The sequence below is a fragment of the Pseudomonas sp. 05T35 genome (genome assembly GCF_056396605.1).
Genome location: NZ_JBFTLU010000004.1, coordinates 1 through 16,990, shown reverse-complemented (window position 1 = coordinate 16,990; position 16,990 = coordinate 1). Strand labels below are relative to the sequence as shown.

Sequence of the window (16,990 nt, the reverse complement as noted above, 5' to 3'; positions counted from 1 at the left end):
GGAGGGTTGAGTTATTCAGGCTGTAAGGCGCGGTGCGGGTCTCGTTGGAGGTGGTGTGCTACCGGCTTGGAACCTAATGTAGTTGCTGGATAAAACTGAAACAATTACCTAAAATGCATAATCATTATTTCCAAAACAGGGACAATCTTGGACCGGATCGAATGCATGCGTGCTTTTGTCGCCACCGTCGGAGCAAACGGCTTCGCCGCCGCAGCCCGAGCGATGGATGTGCCACGCTCAAAAGTCAGTAAACAGATTCAGGCGCTGGAAGAGGCCATCGGTGTGCAGTTGCTGCAGCGCACGACGCGCAGCCTGCACCTGACCGAGGCCGGCGCGGAGTACTACGAAGCGGCCCGTGAAGTGATCGCGTCCGTGGACGAAGCCGAGCAACGGGCGCGTAACGGCATTGGCGAACTACGCGGTGTGCTGCGGGTCAACGCGCCGATGTCGTTCGGCCTGCGGCGCCTCGGGCCGTTGATCCCGTTGTTTCATGAGCAGCATCCGAACATTGAGCTGCAACTGGTCCTGAGCGACCAGCAGGTCGACCCGGTACGCGGCGGCTTCGATGTGACCATCCGCATCGCGAGCCTGCCGGACTCTTCCCTGGTGGCCCGACTGTTGGCGCCTGCTCCGCGGATCATGGTCGCCTCCCCGGCCTATCTTGAGCGCGCGGGCACACCGCAATCGCCAAAGGACCTGAGCACCCACCAATGCCTGAATTATGGCTACCTGCAGAGTGGCGTCAGCCTGCAATTGAGCAACGGCCACGAGACGCAGCGCGTGCATGTCACCGGCCCGCTGCATGCCAACAATGGCGACCTGCTGGCCCAGGCCGCAGAAGCCGGCATGGGGATCGCCTTGCTGCCGAGCTTCATTGTCGAAGAGGCTTTGGCGGCCGGCAGGCTGGTCGCCGTGTTGTGCGAATGGCAGGCCCCGCCGATCACCATCAACGCGGTCTACTCGTCTGCACGTCGGGTTCCGCAGAAGACCCGGGCGTTTATCGAGTTTTTGGTGGCGCAGCTTGCGCAAAAGCCGAGTTGAGTCGTAATGCTTCACTTAAGCCGTAATGCGATCTGTAGCAGCTGCCGAAGGCTGCGTTCGGCTGCACAGCAGTCGTAAAATCAGCAATTGCGGTGTGTCAGGTAAACCACGGCAACTGGACTCACGACTGCTTCGCAGCCGAACGCAGCCTTCGGCAGCTGCTACAAAGAATGCCGCGCGTCTGAAATTGCTTAAATGAACAGCATTACGAGTTGAGTCGGCGCCTTGGCTCTCCCTCAAGCAACCTGCCCATCCGGCAGATACGCGGCGATATTGCGCGTTGCGCGCTCAACGTACTGTTCTTTTTCCCCGACTGGCGCGACGTAGTGCAGTGCACTTTCTGCCGCTTCGACGCCTTCCAGGCGGGCAATGATCCAGGCCGCAAGATAGACCGAAGCGAGGCATCCACCGGCGGTGGCGATGTTGCCTTTGGCGAAGAACGGCTGGTTAAGGACATCGATGCCAGCCGCCTGAACCCACGGTTTCGTGGTCAAGTCCGTGCAGGCCGGTACACCCTCCAGCAAGCCAAGCTTGGCCAGCACCAGCGTGCCGGAACATTGCGCGCCCAGGAGTTGCCTTGAGGGATCAAGTTGCAACTGCGCCATAAGGGCGGTGTCAGCCACGACCTCGCGAGTCTGCATGCCGCTCCCGACAATCACCGCATCGGCTTCGCTCGCCTCGCGAAGCGTTGCCTGGGATTCGATCACCACTCCGTTCATTGAACGGACACGGGCCGTTGGGCTGGCAATCGACACGCGCCAGCCAGGTTTCTTGATGCGGTTAAGCACGCCGAGTGCGATCAGGGAGTCGAGTTCGTTGTAGCCTTCGAAGGTGAGAATGGCGATATGCATGGTTGGGCCTTCCTGCAAATGTGGCTGGCATCCGCCTGAGGGAAGCGGTTGTACAGGCGCAGGCTATGGCGAATAATTAGTACAATCAAATTATTGTAATGGATACATCTCCATGGCTCGCTCCCGGTATAAATCGTTGGTCGACGCGTTCGCGGCCGACATTCGCGCAGGACGCCTGTCACCTGGGACGCGCCTGCCCACACACCGGGAGCTTGCGGCCAACGAAGGCCTCGCCTTGGCCACGGCGACCCGTGTCTACGCAGAGCTTGAAACGATGGGCCTGGTCAGCGGCGAAACCGGGAGAGGTACGTTTGTCCGGGAGACCTCGTTGCCAACCGGGTTAGGCATCGATCAGCAAGCGGTCGCCACCGGTGTTCTGGACCTTAACTTCAACTACCCTTCTCTACCGGGCCAGGCAGAACTGCTGCGTGGCGCCTTGCGCCAAATGGCGTCTTCGGGCGATCTGGAGGCGTTGCTTCGTTATCAGCCCCATGGCGGGCGACAGCATGAGCGTGCGTCAGTTGCCCGGCATCTCCAGTGCCGAGGCTTGAGCGTCAGCGACGAGCAGGTACTGATCGTCAACGGCGCTCAACACGGGTTGGCGGTGACGGTCATGGGGCTGCTGCGCCCAGGCGATGTTGTCGTGACGGATGCCTTGACCTATCCCGGTTTCAAAGTCCTCGCGGACACCCAGCGCCTGGAACTGGCCCCCCTCCCTGCTGCCGGCGGTGAACCTGATCTGGATGCCCTGGTTCGACTGTGCCAGAGCAGAAAGGTCCGCGCCGTCTACACCATGCCGACCTTGCACAATCCACTGGGGTGGGTCGCCAGCGAAAGCTGGCGGCATCGCTTGGTGAGCATCGCCCGCGAGCATGACTTGCTGATCATTGAGGACGCCGCCTATGCGTTCCTCGCAGAGGACGCACCGCCTCCCTTGGCAGCGCTTGCACCGGAAAGAACCGTGTACGTGACAGGCCTTTCGAAAAATGTCGCCACCGGGTTGCGCGTCGGATTTGTCGCGGCGCCCTCCGCCTGGATCCCCGCTATCGAGAGAGCCATACGCGCGACCATTTGGAACACGCCCGGGGTGATGACTTCAATCGCCTGTAACTGGCTCGACGATGGCACGGTCAATCGCCTGGAGCGCGAAAAGCGTCAGGACGCCGCAAAGCGACAGGCCATAGCCAGGGCCACGTTGACCGACTTGAAGTACATCGGCCATCCCGCCTCCTATTTTCTCTGGCTGCCTTTGGGAGAAGAGGTTCGCGCGGACCAGGTGGCGATGGCGCTGATGCGCGAGCACGTTTCGGTATCGACCGCAGAGCCCTTTGCGACTTCTACCCCTATTCCTCACGCGATCAGGCTTGCGCTCGGCTCGCTGGAACTGGATGCCCTGCAAGTCGCACTCGACACGGTGAAGCGTGTGGTTGACGCTCATTCTTATTGAGGTGACCGAGCGTCGACTTCCAAGGCTCTTGCCGCGTCATTCTCCCCCCACCCGGAGGCGTCATTGCCCGTCCGCCCACCCCGGGTGGTGTCCAAACGCCTCGAACAGTTCAAAAATGGTCGCCTTGACCTTTTGCACCGCGTTGCTCTGTACGGCRGTGTCAGGCCAGCACAAAGACAGCTCGCGGGTGAACAGCCGATGATCGATCCTGGCCAGCTTGAGCTTCTGTTGATCCAGTTCAGCATGGGCGGCTGCCCAAGGCAGGATCGTCACACCCAGCTTTGCCAGGACGGCTGAGAACAACAGGTCCGTGGAGTTGGCTTCGAACTCGACCTCACAGTGCAGTCCAGCCTCCTGCAATGCCGATTCGACTCGACTGCGAATGGTGTTCGGGGCACAGGGCAGCACCAGCGGCATCTTCGCCAGGGCGTCGATCGTCACCGGTCCCTCGGGTAACGGAAATTCCGGCCACGCGATCAGGTACAGCGTTTCGGTGAGCAGTCGCTGCGAGATCATCCCGCGGGTTTCGACCACATCGACATTCACCGCGAGCGCCACCCGCCCGACCGTGATCAGGCCTCCCAGCTCGGCGCTTGGGGCGTCGATCAATTCCAGCTTGATACCCGGATACCGACTGCGGATCGTCCGTGCGAGCGGAATCGCCAACATCCGCGCCGTACTCGACGGCATGCCGACCGAGACCTTGCCCTGCGGGAGTTCGGCGTCCTGACGCAGCAGTTCACGGGTGCCGTCGGCCTGGCGCAGCAGCTCGATGGCATGCCGGTACAGCGTCTGCCCGGCCGCGGTGGGCACCACGCCCTGCACGCTGCGCTCGAGCAATTGCGTGTCCATGTCCCGTTCCAGATTGCGCATCTGCTGGCTGATCGCGGGCTGCGCGATATGCAGTGCCTCGCTGGCGCGGGTGATGTTGCCGCACTCGACCACTTTGATGAAATACCGCAACTGGCGCAGGTCCATGACGGGGGGCGTCCAAAGAATCTGACTCTATATAAATTTCCGATGGGACCAAAGGAATTTCATATTTGTGGCTTATGAGATGCGCTGCCTAGACTGATTTCACAATAAACGAAGCGCTGACGGCGTCCCCCGCCTCGCAGCGCCTCAATAGGCCTGATCAAGGTCAATGGGAGATCTTAATGTCCAGAGCATTAACCGCATCAGCAACGAGTGTGAAGCCGATCAAAACGCCCCTGACCCGCGAGCAGATTCGCGGCTTCTGGACGGTCTACCTGGGATGGGTGCTGGATGGCGTGGATTCGGTGATCTTCGCCCTGGTGTTGATYCCCGCCCTGACCGAGTTGCTGCCCAACTCGGGCATCACCCCAACCCCCGCCAATATCGCCATGTACGGTTCTCTGCTGTTCGGGTTGTTTCTGATCGGCTGGGGAATGTCGTTTATCTGGGGGCCGCTCGCCGACCGTTTTGGCCGGGTGAAGATGCTGGCAGCCAGCATCCTGGTGTACTCGCTGTTTACCGGGGCCGCGGCGTTCTCGGAGAACATCTGGCAATTGGCGGCGTTTCGGCTGATCGCCGGGATCGGTGTCGGCGGCGAATGGGCACTGGCCGGCACCTATGTGGCCGAGAGCTGGCCGGAGGACCGGCGCAAGATGGGCGCGGGTTACCTGCAAACGGGCTACTACTTCGGTTTCTTCATTGCCGCGTTGCTGAACTACACCGTCGGCGCAACYTACGGCTGGCGCGTGATGTTCCTGTGTGGTCTCGCCCCGGCGGCGGTGGCGATCTACACCGCACTGAAGGTGAAAGAACCTGCCCAGACGCACAAGGTGGCACACCCTGTCGCACGTTCCTCAACCACCTCTACACGCACGACATGGTGGGAAATCTTTGCCCCGGCCTTTCGCCGACGCACGCTGACCAGCTCAGCCCTGGTCGGAGTTGCGATCGTCGGTTTGTGGGCCGGCTCGGTTTACGAAGCGACGGCCGTGGTGACCCTGGCGACCCGCGCCGGCATCGACCATGTCGGCGCCGTGCACCTGGCCTCCATTGGCGCGGCGGTGCTGTCGCTCAGTACCATTCTCGGCTGCCTCGTCGCGCCGTGGCTGGCCGAGCGGCTTGGGCGACGGCTTGCGCTGGGCATCTACTTCGCGGGTATGGCGACGTCGATCGTGGTCGCCTTTGGCTGGGTGTTCTACATGGACGACGGTCTGCACCTGTTCATGGTGTCGCTGGTGTTCCTCGGTTTCTTCGGCGGCAACTTCGCGATTTTCTCGCTCTGGCTGCCCGAGCAGTATCCAACCCGAATCCGCGCCACGGCGTTCGCCTTCAACGCCTCGGTCGGCCGCTTCATCGGCGCCGGCGTCAACTTCCTGCTGGCCGCCGCGATCCACTGGCACGGCTCGCTCGGCGCCCCCATCGCCTGGACCGCTGCGGCCTTCGTGGCCGGCATTCTGATCCTGCCGTTTGCCGTCGAAACCCGTGATCAACCGTTGCCGCAATAAAACCGCAGCGCTCAAACATTCAGTGGAGAACCGTATGCAAGCTTTGCAAGGCGTGAAGATCGTCGACTTGAGTCGCGCACTGTCGGGGCCGTTCTGCACCATGGTGCTGGCGGACCTTGGCGCCGATGTGATCAAGATCGAGCCCGGCCCAACCGGCGACATGAGCCGGACCTGGGGCCCGTTCGACCGGGGCGTGAGCACCTACTATCTGTCGTGCAATCGCAATAAGCGCGGCATGTGCATCGACTTCCGCAATCCCCAGGGCTTGGCCGCGATCCAGCGGCTGATCGATGAGGCCGACGTGGTGATCGAGAACTTCAAACCCGGCACCCTCGATAGCATGGGCCTGAGCTATGAGGTGCTCAGCGCACGCAATCCGCGGCTGATCATGGGCAGCATCAACGCCTTTGGCAGCGACGGGCCGATGAGCAGTTGGCCAGGTTTCGACCAGATCGCCCAGGGTTACTCGGGGCTGATGAGCCTGACGGGGTTCGTCGATGGCGACCCGACCCGCACCGGCACGGCCATCGGCGACCTGACCTCGGGCATGTGGCTGGTAACGGCGGTCATGGCCGCCCTGCTGGAGCGCGAACGCACGGGTTGCGGCCAGCACGTCAGCACCTCGTTGCTGGCCAGCCTGGTCGGGTTGCTGAGTGTGCACGGGCAACGCTACCTCAGCCTCGGCGATGTCCCCCGCCGAACGGGCAACGCCCACYCGGTCATTGCGCCTTACGGGGTGTTCCAGACGCAGGACGGCCCGCTCAACCTGGCGCCGATCACCTCGGCCATGTGGGGACGTTTATGCGTGCTGCTCGATTTACCCGCGCTGCCGGACGACCCGCGCTTCGCCACCAATGAAGCCCGGGTCGAGCGACGTGACGAGTTGAAAGCCATTCTGGAAAGCCGCTTGAAAACCCGCAGCAAACGCGTGTGGACCGAGCTGTTCATCGAGGCTGGTTTACCCGCAGGCCCGATCAATACACTCGACGAAGTGTTCGACGATCCGCAGGTGCTGCATAGCCAGCTGACCCGGACACTCATGCACCCGACACTCGGCGCGCTGCGCCAGGTCGTAACCCCGGTGTTCAGCGCAACCGACGCCGCAGAACCTGCGCCCGGTGCCAGTCAGCGCCCACCGCCGCTGCTCGGTGAACACACCCTCGAAGTCCTGCGCGAAGCAGGTTTCGACACGGCGTCGATCAACGCGCTGCTGGCCGCGAAGGCCGTGTATCAGGACACCAGTGATTCGCCAGCCATGGCATCCGCACAATCAACAGGAACCGCACAATGACCCCGACGCAAACCTCTTCCGCCACCGTGACCGTCAACATGGTCGATGAACGAATCGGTCGGCTGGTCTTCAGCAACCCCACCCACCGCAACGCCCTCAGCGCGCAACTGCTTAACGCCCTCGACGAAAGCCTCGCCGCACTGGCGTCACAACGTATACCGGTGGTGATACTCGGCAGCGAAGTTGGCCAGCCCGTCTGGAGCGCCGGCCATGACATCCGCGAACTGCAACACGACCACGACCCGGTTGCCTACGGCAAGCCACTCGAAAAAGTCTTGCGCCGCATCCGCGCCTATCCCGGCGTGGTGATCGCCATGATCTCCGGCTCGGTATGGGGTGGCGCGGTCGACCTGGCGATGAGTTGCGACCTGGTGGTCGCGGATCGCAGTGCGAGCTTTTCGATGACGCCGGCAAACATCGGTTTGCCCTACACCACCAGCGGGCTGCTGCGTTTCTTCAACAACCTGCCGATTCACGTGTTGAAGGAAATGTTTTTCTGCGCGCACAAGCTCGATGCAGAACGCGCTGAACACTTCGGCGTGGTGAACCGGCTGGTCGACAGCGACGTGCTGGAGGCCACCGCACTGGAACTGGCACGCACGATTGCCGGCAAAGCGCCACTGGCCATTGCCGCAGTCAAGGAGCAGCTGCGCATCCTCGAAGACCTGCAACCGATGCCCGTCCAGGCGATGGAGCAGATCGCAGAACTGCGTCGACAGGCGTGTGAGAGCGGCGACTTCGATGAGGGACTGGCGGCGTTTGCTGAGCGCAGGCCGGCGGTGTTTGGCGGTCGGTAGGACTGCCTGAGGCAGACAATCAAACCTGGTGAACGACGTACGTCACACGGTTGAATCCCGATGGAGCCGATACCCATCGGGAACACCGGTAAAAAATTGAACCCAAGCCATACCGCTGCTTCCAATGTACAGGCCAGTGGAGGTAGCGAATGAAAACGGAGCTATGTGTGCTGCCGAACGGAATTTCGAGCAACAGTGCCGTATCTTGTATTGGCAATACCCTGGTGTCGCAATCCCGTTCAGTATGAGAGGTGGATATCATGAGCAGCATCGTCTACATCGTCGGGGCAGTTGTGATCGCCCTGTTTGTCCTGTCGGTCCTCGGGCTTCGATAGATTCGAAGACCATCTTTATTCATCGTTTGTGTTTTTTTCCCTGACGTGGACGTTCGCCTCATCACCCCTCCTTCGATGATGGCACGGGCGTCACCCGCCACGCGACGTTACCGGCATCGTCCGCAATCACGATCCAATGCTCCCGGTGGCGGAAGGCTCCTGTCGGCCAATAACCGACTATCGGTTCCATTCAGACAGTTTTACACGTCACCCAAGCGCCCCAGAAAAGGCTGCTGAAAAAACGAGTAGCGTCTCCGAATCCCGAGTCGTGCAGCAGTTTTTGAACTGCCGCTTCGGAGTGTGGAGGGTCAGCACCTTGAAGGATTTTCCCAAGTTTGACCTTCACTTCATCCGGACTCGCACCCTGCTGTCGCCACCGTTGCCCCCAGGCAGCAAGCAATAATGGTTGACTGGCATAGGCATATTGATTGCCCGCGACAATCAACGGCGCACCCGGCTTTAGATGAGTCCGGATGGAACGTAGAAGTTGTCGCTTGGCGTCGTCTCCAGCCAGATGATGGAGTACACCAATCAGCGTCGCCGCGTCGTATGACGCGTCCGGTGGCAGGTCGTCAACCTGACCAAGGTGCACGTCCGTTCTATCAAGTAAGTTGTTTGCCTCCAGCTGCTGCGTCGCGGCCTCCAGCATCGGCTCGGAGGGATCAACGGCAGTGAAGCGCCAACTCGGCTCCAACCTGGCCATTGCAATAATCTCCTGGGCCGTACCGCCAGCGCCAACGACCAGTATTCTCGCCGAGCTTGCGTCACCGAGGCTTGCCGCCAGCATGCACGCCGCAAGATCGTGGCAGGCGTCATAGCCTGCCAATGCAATACGGCTCTGTCGTCCGTACTCATTGGCCCGTGAGGTATCAAATTTTTCAGCTGCGTTCAGAGGTGATGATTTCAAGGCGATTCTCCATGTCCTCAAATCAAGCTACGCCACGCACTTCGATAATAAAAATTCATTAATTTTATGCCGTGCATTCCCATGAGGAATACGACGCTTGAGTAATTGCTCGTCTGCCTGGGTTGAATGCCATCTACCCAACAAGGCAACTCACCGCCGCTAACCCTGATTGAGAAAAACGGGTACAACCATTAGCCTGCTCTGGATTGAAAACCGGCACCTTTGGAGGCATCGATGCGCCTGCTGTGCAGAATCAAACCGCTGTGCCTCTCGATGCTAGCCATCATCGCGCCCTGCCTGGCGAGCGCCGAGCCAAGACCCGAGCATATGGTCTATTTGCGTGCGATTGATCCGGGTATCGAGCAAGACATCCGCTACGCCAGTGCTCACAACTTCACCGGACACCCACTCGACGGCTACGACGCTGCGGAGTGTCTGTTGTCGCTGGACGCCGCCAAGGCCCTTGCCCGGGTACAAACGGCGTTGCGCACTCAAGGCTACGGCTTGAAGGTATTTGACTGCTATCGGCCCAGCCGGGCTGTTGCCGACATGGGACGTTTTGCGACGCAACCGGGTGACCCGCGCAAGGCCGAGTTCTATCCTCGCGTGGACAAGCAAGACTTCTGGCGTCTGGGCTATGTGGCCCGGGTTTCTAATCACTCCAAGGGCGGCACGGTGGATTTGACGCTGACCGGGCCGGAGGCTCTGCCCGCCCAGACATGGAGTCCCTCGGCCGCACAAGTTGACTGCGCCGCGCCCTATGAGCAGCGTTGGCATGATGGTGCCGTCGACATGGGAACAGGGTTCGATTGCTTCGATGAACGAGCGCATACCGACAGTTCAACGATCAACGCGACCGCCAAAGAGAATCGCCAGCGGCTCAGCAACGCCATGCAGAAAGAGGGATTTTCCGGGTACTCGAAAGAATGGTGGCACTTCACCTACACCGGGAATGATGCGCTGAAGAACGTCATGGATTTCCCTATTACGGCTCAGGCGCTGGACACCAGCAACCAGCTGATTGTGGTCACGACAAAAAACTGGACTGATACCCAGGGGACCGCCCAACGCTACAAGCGGCAAGGGAAAACGCTTCAAAAATACGGGGCGCCGTTTCCGGTGGTTGTCGGCAAAAGCGGGCTGGCCTGGGGCAAGGGTCTCGGTGTCGTCGAGCAACGCGATGGGCCAGTCAAACGTGAAGGCGACGGGAAAGCGCCTGCCGGCCTGTTCAAATTGGGAACAGCTTTTGGCTACAACAGCTCGGCCGATACCAGGCTGCCTTACCTGCCGCTGACACCGACCACCGAGTGCGTGGATGACAGCCACTCCAAACGCTATAACGAGCTTGTCGACGGGTCGACGATTGCCAAGGACTGGAACAGCTCCGAACACATGCGTCGCGATGACGACATGTATCGACAAGGCATTGTCATCGAGCACAACACGCCGGCGTCCGCCGACGCGGGCTCGTGCATTTTCTTCCACATCTGGCGTGCCCCTACCTCACCGACGCTTGGCTGCACAGCCATGGACCCGGCAGATATTGCTCGCTTGTTCAGCTGGCTGGATCCGCGTCAGTCGCCTCTACTGGTTCAACTGCCCGAAGCGGAGTACGAGCACTTTCGCGAACGCTGGAACCTTCCCCAGCGTTGATATCGCAAACTCAAACTCGAGCTGCGCCCATGGCGCCGACCTCAGTCGTGAGCCACACCAGCGCGCTTGAGCATTTTCTTGCAGCGTTCGGACAAGTGATACACGTGCAACTGTTTGCCGGTCTTGATGTAGCGCTCACGCAGCGTTTTCAGCGCGGCGATGGCCGAGTAGTCGACAAAGCTCAGGTGGCGGCAGTCAAGAGTCACCTCGGGCGGGTCGTTGGCGGGATCGAACTGGTTGAGGAACGGTGCAGTCGAGGCGAAGAACAGCGTGCCATGCAGGCGGTAGAGCTTGCTGCCGTCGGCTTCCAGGTAACTGTCGGCGTATAGCTCGCGGGCCTGCTGCCAGGCGAAGTTCAGCGCGGCAATGACAATCCCGCAGAGCACAGCGATGGCCAGATCGGTGAACACCGTGATGATCGTTACCGCAATGATCACCAATACGTCGTTCAACGGCACCTTGTTGAGCACCCGCAGCGAGGCCCAGGCGAAGGTCTGCTGCGCCACGACGAACATCACCCCGACCAGTGCCGCCAGCGGGATGCGCTCGATCAGCGGCGAAAGAAACAGGATGAACAGCAAGATCATCACTCCGGCGACCACACCAGAAAGGCGACCACKACCGCTGGAACTGAGGTTGATCACGGTTTGACCGATCATGGCGCATCCGCCCATCCCACCGAACAGACCGGAGACCATATTGGCCGCGCCCAATGCCACGCATTCGCGATCCGGGTAGCCACGGCTCTCGGTGATCTCGTCGGTAAGGTTCAGCGTCAAAAGGGTTTCCAACAGCCCGACCAGGGCCATCAATACCGCATAAGGGGCGACGATGCGCAGGGTTTCCAGGTTCCAGGGCACTTGAGGCAGGGCCAGGCCAGGYAGACCGCCGGCGATGTGCGCCATGTCGCCAAGGGTGCGCGTCGGCAGGCCGAGCAGGTAGACCGCCAGACCGACGCCGAGGATCGCCACCAATGCCGGTGGCACGGCTCGGGTCAGGCGCGGCAACACGTAGACGATGGCCATCGTCAGCGCCACCAGCCCGATCATCAGATACAGCGCTGTACCGCTCAGCCAGGTCCCGCCACTCTTGAAATGCTCCAGTTGGGCCAGGGCAATGACAATCGCCAGGCCATTGACGAAACCGAGCATCACCGGGTAAGGCACCATGCGCACCAGCTTGCCCAGCCGTAGCAGACCGAACGCCATCATCAACAGTCCACCCATCAACACCGTGGCGAGCAAATACTGCACGCCGTGCTGCACCACCAGTGCGACGATCACCACGGCCATTGATCCGGCAGCACCGGAAATCATCCCCGGCCGGCCCCCGAACAATGCAGTCAGGGTGCAGATGATGAAGGCTCCGTACAAACCCATCAGCGGATTCAGGTGCGCGACCAGGGCGAAGGCGATGCATTCAGGCAGCAGCGCAAAAGAGGTGGTGAGTCCGGCCAGGGCATCGGCACGCAGACGTTTGGATTTCATGGCTTACCTAAAAAACAGGCCGACGGAACGAGCCGCAGGGCGTGGTGGGAAAAGACGGCTGCGGATGTTACGGAATTGAAGAATGGCCGGCCAGCAACCGGGTAATCCCCCTCCCCTGCGTGATCGTCGGTTTTTGAGCTTTTTTTTCTTTCGAGCGTCCGTTTCAGGCCGAACTACCAGTTCATGATCATCGGCATCCCCGGACGAAAATCGTGCGTCTGGCCGCTCGCCCCATGATCAATCTCCACTATGATCAGATGCTCTTGACCATGAACAATTGCAAACCCTTCCAGCTGGTTTGCACATTGCGCAGCGCTAGAAAAAGCCTGGTTGTCGGGAGTGATCACTCGCACCGATGTAATGTCGCGAAAACCATTGGGATGCTCGAACGGCTGCGCTCGCTCAATCGGAGCCTCATCGGGTCTCTTGGCAAACGAAAGAAAAAACCACATCGGTTCGGATACAGGCGCATGTCCCACGTCGACGCTCAGGGCGGTGGGTAAGTAAATGGGTCGATACTCCCAGACTGGAAATAGCGGCTTCTCCCCTACCGTGGAAGGTCTGAAGCAAACGCCAAAGGGCGCGGCGACTTGCACGGCGGCCATTTTTTCGGGGCGCTTCATGCGCTTCCATTTCCTGATGTCCTCCTTGATGCGCCCACAACTCACACACAGCTCACCGCGCAGCTGACAAACGGAAATACACGGGTTTTCGATATCCTTGGCCATGGTTCAATCCCGAGTCGAGCGCTGGCGCGCCAAACGTTGCTGCCAGTTTCCGGCATGAGCGCGCTGACACTCTTCTTCAGTGTCAAACTGCACATGGGCGGAGACCGGACTGACGAGAATATCCGCTTCACTCTATGCCAAGGCCGTCAGTTCGACCATCCGTTCAGCTTGCCCGACGGCCAGTGCCTGGCGCTTGTTGGCCAGTGTGTCGAAGACCCAGGTCACCCTCAGGCTTGCAGGGAACGCCGAGTAATCCACCTCGTGGGTCAACCAGGCGAACCCGACGATTTCCGCTTTGGCCGTCTCACAGGCCTCGGTCAGGGTAACCACCAGGCGACGCTCGATTCGCGCCTGATCGCGTTTGCTTAAAAGCATGGATTGATCCTTGAATGAGTATCCAGGGCCGGCTGAGCGATGCATCAGCCGGCTATGTGTTCTTTTCGCAAATGATGCCGCGCCTACAAATGGGCGGCAGGGGGAACACTGCGGGAAATCAATGRCGGCAACCATACCGAAACACCCAACCCGCGTCTTGCCACTTCATCGCCAAACCCCAGACGGATCTGTGCCCCGTTGCGATCGGCTACCGCCTTGACGATCGACAGCCCCAGCCCGGACCCGACCTCATGGTTCCCGAGGCTGCGATAAAACGGGTCGAACACACGCTCCCGTTCCTCGGCGGCAATTCCGGGGCCGGTGTCCTTGACCTGCAACAGCGCTCCGCCCTCCTCCATGCTCACCGAGAGATCTACCCGTCCACCCGCAGGCGTATAGCGAACGGCGTTATCGACCAGGTTCTTGACCATGGCCAGCAGGTCAAGCTCGTTGATCAGCACCTGCACGTCCTGTTCGTCCTCGACACCGATGTCGATATGCTTGGCCTCGGCCAGCGGCAGCAGGTCCTCCAACACGCGACGATAAATGCCATGCACGGAAACCGGTGTTGCGGGCAGCGTCGAGTTCGATTGTGCAGTGGCCAGCGCCAACAGTTGATCAATCAGATTCTTGCCGCGCTCGATCCCCCGCCGCAATGCAAACAGACGCTCCCGGGCCAACGTCGACATATCTGCGACGGCCAGGCGCTCGGCTTGCAACGACAGGGCCGTCAACGGCGATCGGAGTTCGTGGGCGGCGTCGGCGACGAAGCGCCGCTGGGTCTCCATCGACTGAGCCACACGGTTGAGCAATCGATTGATGGCCAGCACGAAGGGACGGATCTCGGCAGGCAAATGGTTCTCGTCGATGGGGTGCAGTTCCTGCTCGCCGCGCTGGTCGATTTCAGACGCCAGTGCCGCGATAGGCCGAAACAGCTTGCGCACCAGATCGGCAACCACCAGCAAGAGCACCGGAAACAGGATGAGAAACGGCAACAGGCCACGCCAGGCGCTCTCGCGGGCGTCCTTGTCGCGCGTGCCGGTTTCCTGCGCAACGGCGATGCGGGCGCCACTGGCCAGGGTCTTGACCAGCACACGAAACGGTTCGCCACCGACCACCCGCGTCGACAGACCGTCGGCCAGCGTTGTCGGCAGTGGCAGCGGTGCGCCAGCCTCCACATTGCCCGACACCTGGTTGCCATCGTTCAGGTATTGAACGGTGACCCTGGATTCTTCATCGTCGCCCTCGATGCCCTTGCCTTGCGTCGGATAGGTCAGCGTCATCTGCTGACGCTCGAACAACACGGCCACCTGATGCAAGGTGTTGTCCTGCATTTCCAGGGCTTCATCGAATGCCGAGACAAAGGCAAAAATGCCGGCCACGATAGCGACGATCAGAATGGCCAGCGACAGGGAAACGGACAGCCTGACCTGGACCGACTCGCTCAGTCGCCTTTTGAAACCATCCATCCCATACCCCTGACATTCTTGATGACGTGGCTGCCCAGCTTGCGACGCAGTGCATGGATCAGAAACTCCACCGCATTGCTTTCCACTTCATTGTCCCAGCCGTAGATACGGTCTTCGAGCTCACTGCGCGAGAGAATTGCCCCCGGCCTGATCAACAGCGCCTGCAGCAGCGAAAACTCGCGGCTGGAGAGCTGGACCTCGGGGCTGTCTTCGGTGCTGGCTTGTTTCGAGATCGGGTCCAGCGACACCACGCCGTTGCTGAACACTGGCAGCGCGCTGCCGCCTTTTCGGCGCAGAACGGCACGCATCCGGGCCAGCAGTTCCGCCATATCAAAGGGTTTGAGCAGGTAATCGTCAGCGCCACCGTCGAGGCCGCGCAAGCGATCGTCGAGGCTGTCGCGGGCCGTGATGATCAGCAGTGGAACGCCATTGTTGCGCGCCCGAATGCTGCTCAATACCGCAAGGCCGTCCTTGCCGGGCAGACCGAGGTCAAGCAGCACCAGGTCATAATGTTGAGTGTCCAGCGCCGTCAGGGCGGTAAGGCCATTGTTGACCCAATCGGCGGCGTAACTGGCATCTGTCAGTGCGTCCTGGATCGCCTCCCCGATCATGGGGTCGTCTTCGACCAGTAATATCCGCATGTCCCTCTCCGGTGATAAGTGAGGCTCGGCACTCACGCGGGTATACCTGCGCGAGTGTCGAGCCTGCATTGAATCACCTGTTCAAGCGTGCGCGAAGCGATTTATGGGTATTGAAAGCAGTCAGCTTTTGCCTTGCAGCGAATTGAAGGTTTTCAGCAAGTCATCCATTGCTGCCTTGCAATCGCTCTGTTTCGGGCTGTCGGCGCGCAAGGCCTCAAGTGCGTTGTCGATGGACTTGTCCAGGACATGCCAGTCGCTGGCAGCACGTGGCTTGATGCCGGCTTCCGCGGAGTCCCAGGACAACTCGAGGTCCTTGATTCGCGTTTTCGCGCCCGGCAAGTCGTTTTTATTCACCAGATCGGCAACGTTGGCCGCAATGCCCTGGAACGCCGACAGGTCGCCGAGTTTCGAGGCCGAACTTTGCTGGACGCTGGCTGCGCCCGAAGTAGCGCTCGTTTTAGGCACGTCAGCGGGTTTCGAACACCCGGCGGCCAGGCCAAACACGACGATGGCGGATAGGGCGGCGGCTTTGCGAATGGCGGTTTTAACGTAGACCATGACGATTCCTTGATAGGCTTTTGAACGGGTTATTCAGTGACGAGTTTTCGATTGCCGACGCTCATCTGTGCGACAGCCACCAGAATCAGGATGACGCTGAGGAAAATCGCGCTGGTCCACATGGCGCCCATGCCGAGGCCGCCATAGGTCTTGGCTTGGGTCAGCAAGTCTCCCAGGGAGGCGCCGAAAGGACGGGTCAGGATGTAGGCGATCCAGAAGGTCAGGACTGTATTGCCGCCCAGGCGCCAGGCGGCGAATGTCGCGCCGATCAGCGCACCGAAAATCACCGCGCCCAGTGTGAAGCCAAGCCCCAGCGCCTCGGTGGCGAGGTCCCCGGCCGCAGTGCCCAGCGCAAAGGTGCAGAGCACCGTCGCCCAATAGAACAGCTCCCGGCGCGGCGTGACGATTTCAGTGATCGAAAGACTGCGTTCCAACCCGTACCAGATCATGAAATTGATCGCCAGCAGCACGGAAAACACCGCCGTGCTGGCATACAGGCTGATGCCCATTTTGTCAGTGAACACATCGGTAATCTGCGTCCCGACGACGCTCACCAGCACCACCGTCAGCCAATAAATCCAAGGGGTGTAGGCGCGTGTACGAAGTTGGCCGAACAGTGCAATCGCCAACAGCACGGCCATGCCAATACTGGTCACACTCTGCCCCAACCCGGCATCGACGGCGAGAAAGTCGGCGCCGGTTTCACCCACGGTGGTGGACATGATCTTGATGACCCAGAACGACAGGGTCACCTCGGGGACTTTATTGAGCCAGTCAGCTTTCGTAAGCGGCTTCATGTGGATGCTTCTCCTTGACAGCGCTGCAATTGGCGCAAGGGAGAGACTACGCAGGCAAACTTAGCTGGGACTGAGGAACCTCGATTGTCGGTCATGAAGCCAACATAAAATCCCGGTCAGACCTGTACACAAG

The 16,990-nt window shown here is 60.4% G+C and carries 14 protein-coding genes and 2 pseudogenes; 6 read left to right on the top strand and 10 right to left on the bottom strand.

Going from position 1 to position 16,990, the window contains the following annotated elements:
* Window positions 1-147 precede the first annotated feature (147 nt).
* The gene (locus tag AC1DH9_RS00665; protein WP_427529075.1) at window positions 148-1,041 is read left to right on the top strand and encodes a LysR family transcriptional regulator; all 894 of its coding nucleotides are present in this window, start codon (window positions 148-150) and stop codon (window positions 1,039-1,041) included.
* Between the two features lie 236 nt (window positions 1,042-1,277).
* Here the strand turns inward: AC1DH9_RS00665 and AC1DH9_RS00660 are convergent, their stop codons facing one another.
* Window positions 1,278-1,892 (bottom strand): DJ-1/PfpI family protein, encoded by a 615-nt coding sequence (locus AC1DH9_RS00660; protein ID WP_427546186.1) that lies wholly within the window; start codon window positions 1,890-1,892, stop codon window positions 1,278-1,280.
* Window positions 1,893-2,004: 112 nt separating this feature from the next.
* On the opposite strand from AC1DH9_RS00660, the gene AC1DH9_RS00655 reads away from it, so the two are divergent.
* Window positions 2,005-3,339 carry an aminotransferase-like domain-containing protein gene (locus AC1DH9_RS00655; protein ID WP_427546184.1) on the top strand — a complete coding sequence of 445 codons (1,335 nt, stop codon included), beginning with the start codon at window positions 2,005-2,007 and terminating at the stop codon, window positions 3,337-3,339.
* A 60-nt stretch (window positions 3,340-3,399) separates the two neighbouring features.
* Here AC1DH9_RS00655 and AC1DH9_RS00650 read toward each other — a convergent pair whose 3' ends face one another.
* A complete protein-coding gene (locus tag AC1DH9_RS00650) occupies window positions 3,400-4,317 on the bottom strand; it encodes a LysR substrate-binding domain-containing protein (protein WP_427546182.1) in 918 nt (305 codons plus the stop codon).
* 179 nt (window positions 4,318-4,496) lie between these two features.
* Between AC1DH9_RS00650 and AC1DH9_RS00645 the strand changes: the two genes are divergently transcribed.
* The 3 genes from AC1DH9_RS00645 to scpB are packed head-to-tail and all read left to right on the top strand — an operon-like array spanning window position 4,497 to window position 7,907.
* Window positions 4,497-5,819 carry an MFS transporter gene (locus AC1DH9_RS00645; RefSeq protein WP_442114794.1) on the top strand — a complete coding sequence of 441 codons (1,323 nt, stop codon included), beginning with the start codon at window positions 4,497-4,499 and terminating at the stop codon, window positions 5,817-5,819.
* 34 nt (window positions 5,820-5,853) lie between these two features.
* Window positions 5,854-7,110 (top strand): CaiB/BaiF CoA transferase family protein, encoded by a 1,257-nt coding sequence (locus tag AC1DH9_RS00640; protein WP_477807652.1) that lies wholly within the window; start codon window positions 5,854-5,856, stop codon window positions 7,108-7,110.
* The gene (gene scpB / locus AC1DH9_RS00635) at window positions 7,107-7,907 is read left to right on the top strand and encodes a methylmalonyl-CoA decarboxylase (RefSeq protein ID WP_427546176.1); all 801 of its coding nucleotides are present in this window, start codon (window positions 7,107-7,109) and stop codon (window positions 7,905-7,907) included. Before AC1DH9_RS00640 ends, scpB begins: the two co-directional genes overlap by 4 nt.
* A 525-nt stretch (window positions 7,908-8,432) precedes the next feature.
* Here the strand turns inward: scpB and AC1DH9_RS00630 are convergent.
* A complete protein-coding gene (locus AC1DH9_RS00630; RefSeq protein ID WP_427546174.1) occupies window positions 8,433-9,149 on the bottom strand; it encodes a class I SAM-dependent methyltransferase in 717 nt (238 codons plus the stop codon).
* 234 nt (window positions 9,150-9,383) lie between these two features.
* Between AC1DH9_RS00630 and AC1DH9_RS00625 the strand changes: the two genes are divergently transcribed.
* Window positions 9,384-10,802 carry a M15 family metallopeptidase gene (locus tag AC1DH9_RS00625; protein ID WP_427546172.1) on the top strand — a complete coding sequence of 473 codons (1,419 nt, stop codon included), beginning with the start codon at window positions 9,384-9,386 and terminating at the stop codon, window positions 10,800-10,802.
* A 41-nt stretch (window positions 10,803-10,843) separates the two neighbouring features.
* Here AC1DH9_RS00625 and AC1DH9_RS00620 read toward each other — a convergent pair whose 3' ends face one another.
* The 7 genes and pseudogenes from AC1DH9_RS00620 to AC1DH9_RS00590 form a co-directional block, all read right to left on the bottom strand.
* Window positions 10,844-12,289, bottom strand: coding sequence for a SulP family inorganic anion transporter (locus AC1DH9_RS00620; protein WP_477807651.1), 1,446 nt, complete (start codon window positions 12,287-12,289; stop codon window positions 10,844-10,846).
* 581 nt (window positions 12,290-12,870) lie between these two features.
* Window positions 12,871-13,017, bottom strand: a pseudogene (locus tag AC1DH9_RS00615) (DUF1289 domain-containing protein); the annotation flags it as partial.
* 3 nt (window positions 13,018-13,020) lie between these two features.
* Window positions 13,021-13,392, bottom strand: a pseudogene (locus tag AC1DH9_RS00610) (hypothetical protein).
* A gap of 83 nt (window positions 13,393-13,475) precedes the next feature.
* Entirely contained in the window at window positions 13,476-14,861 is a 1,386-nt protein-coding gene (locus AC1DH9_RS00605; protein WP_477807650.1) for an ATP-binding protein, read from the bottom strand.
* Window positions 14,837-15,502, bottom strand: a complete 666-nt coding sequence (locus AC1DH9_RS00600) for a response regulator transcription factor (RefSeq protein ID WP_427546163.1) — start codon at window positions 15,500-15,502, stop codon at window positions 14,837-14,839. Before AC1DH9_RS00600 ends, AC1DH9_RS00605 begins: the two co-directional genes overlap by 25 nt.
* 120 nt (window positions 15,503-15,622) lie before the next feature.
* Complete coding sequence (locus AC1DH9_RS00595; RefSeq protein ID WP_427546161.1) at window positions 15,623-16,060, bottom strand: hypothetical protein; 438 nt, start codon at window positions 16,058-16,060, stop codon at window positions 15,623-15,625.
* A gap of 29 nt (window positions 16,061-16,089) precedes the next feature.
* Window positions 16,090-16,857 (bottom strand): COG4705 family protein, encoded by a 768-nt coding sequence (locus AC1DH9_RS00590; protein WP_427546159.1) that lies wholly within the window; start codon window positions 16,855-16,857, stop codon window positions 16,090-16,092.
* Between the last annotated feature and the right edge of the window lie 133 nt (window positions 16,858-16,990).

Excerpts from the sequence above, each read along its gene's own strand:
- AC1DH9_RS00590 (WP_427546159.1), bottom strand. The coding sequence starts at position 16,857 with ATGAAGCCGCTTACGAAAGCTGACTGGCTCAATAAAGTCCCCGAGGTG.
- scpB (WP_427546176.1), top strand. The coding sequence starts at position 7,107 with ATGACCCCGACGCAAACCTCTTCCGCCACCGTGACCGTCAACATGGTC.
- AC1DH9_RS00625 (WP_427546172.1), top strand. The coding sequence starts at position 9,384 with ATGCGCCTGCTGTGCAGAATCAAACCGCTGTGCCTCTCGATGCTAGCC.
- AC1DH9_RS00660 (WP_427546186.1), bottom strand. The coding sequence starts at position 1,892 with ATGCATATCGCCATTCTCACCTTCGAAGGCTACAACGAACTCGACTCC.
- AC1DH9_RS00655 (WP_427546184.1), top strand. The coding sequence starts at position 2,005 with ATGGCTCGCTCCCGGTATAAATCGTTGGTCGACGCGTTCGCGGCCGAC.
- AC1DH9_RS00600 (WP_427546163.1), bottom strand. The coding sequence starts at position 15,502 with ATGCGGATATTACTGGTCGAAGACGACCCCATGATCGGGGAGGCGATC.
- AC1DH9_RS00595 (WP_427546161.1), bottom strand. The coding sequence starts at position 16,060 with ATGGTCTACGTTAAAACCGCCATTCGCAAAGCCGCCGCCCTATCCGCC.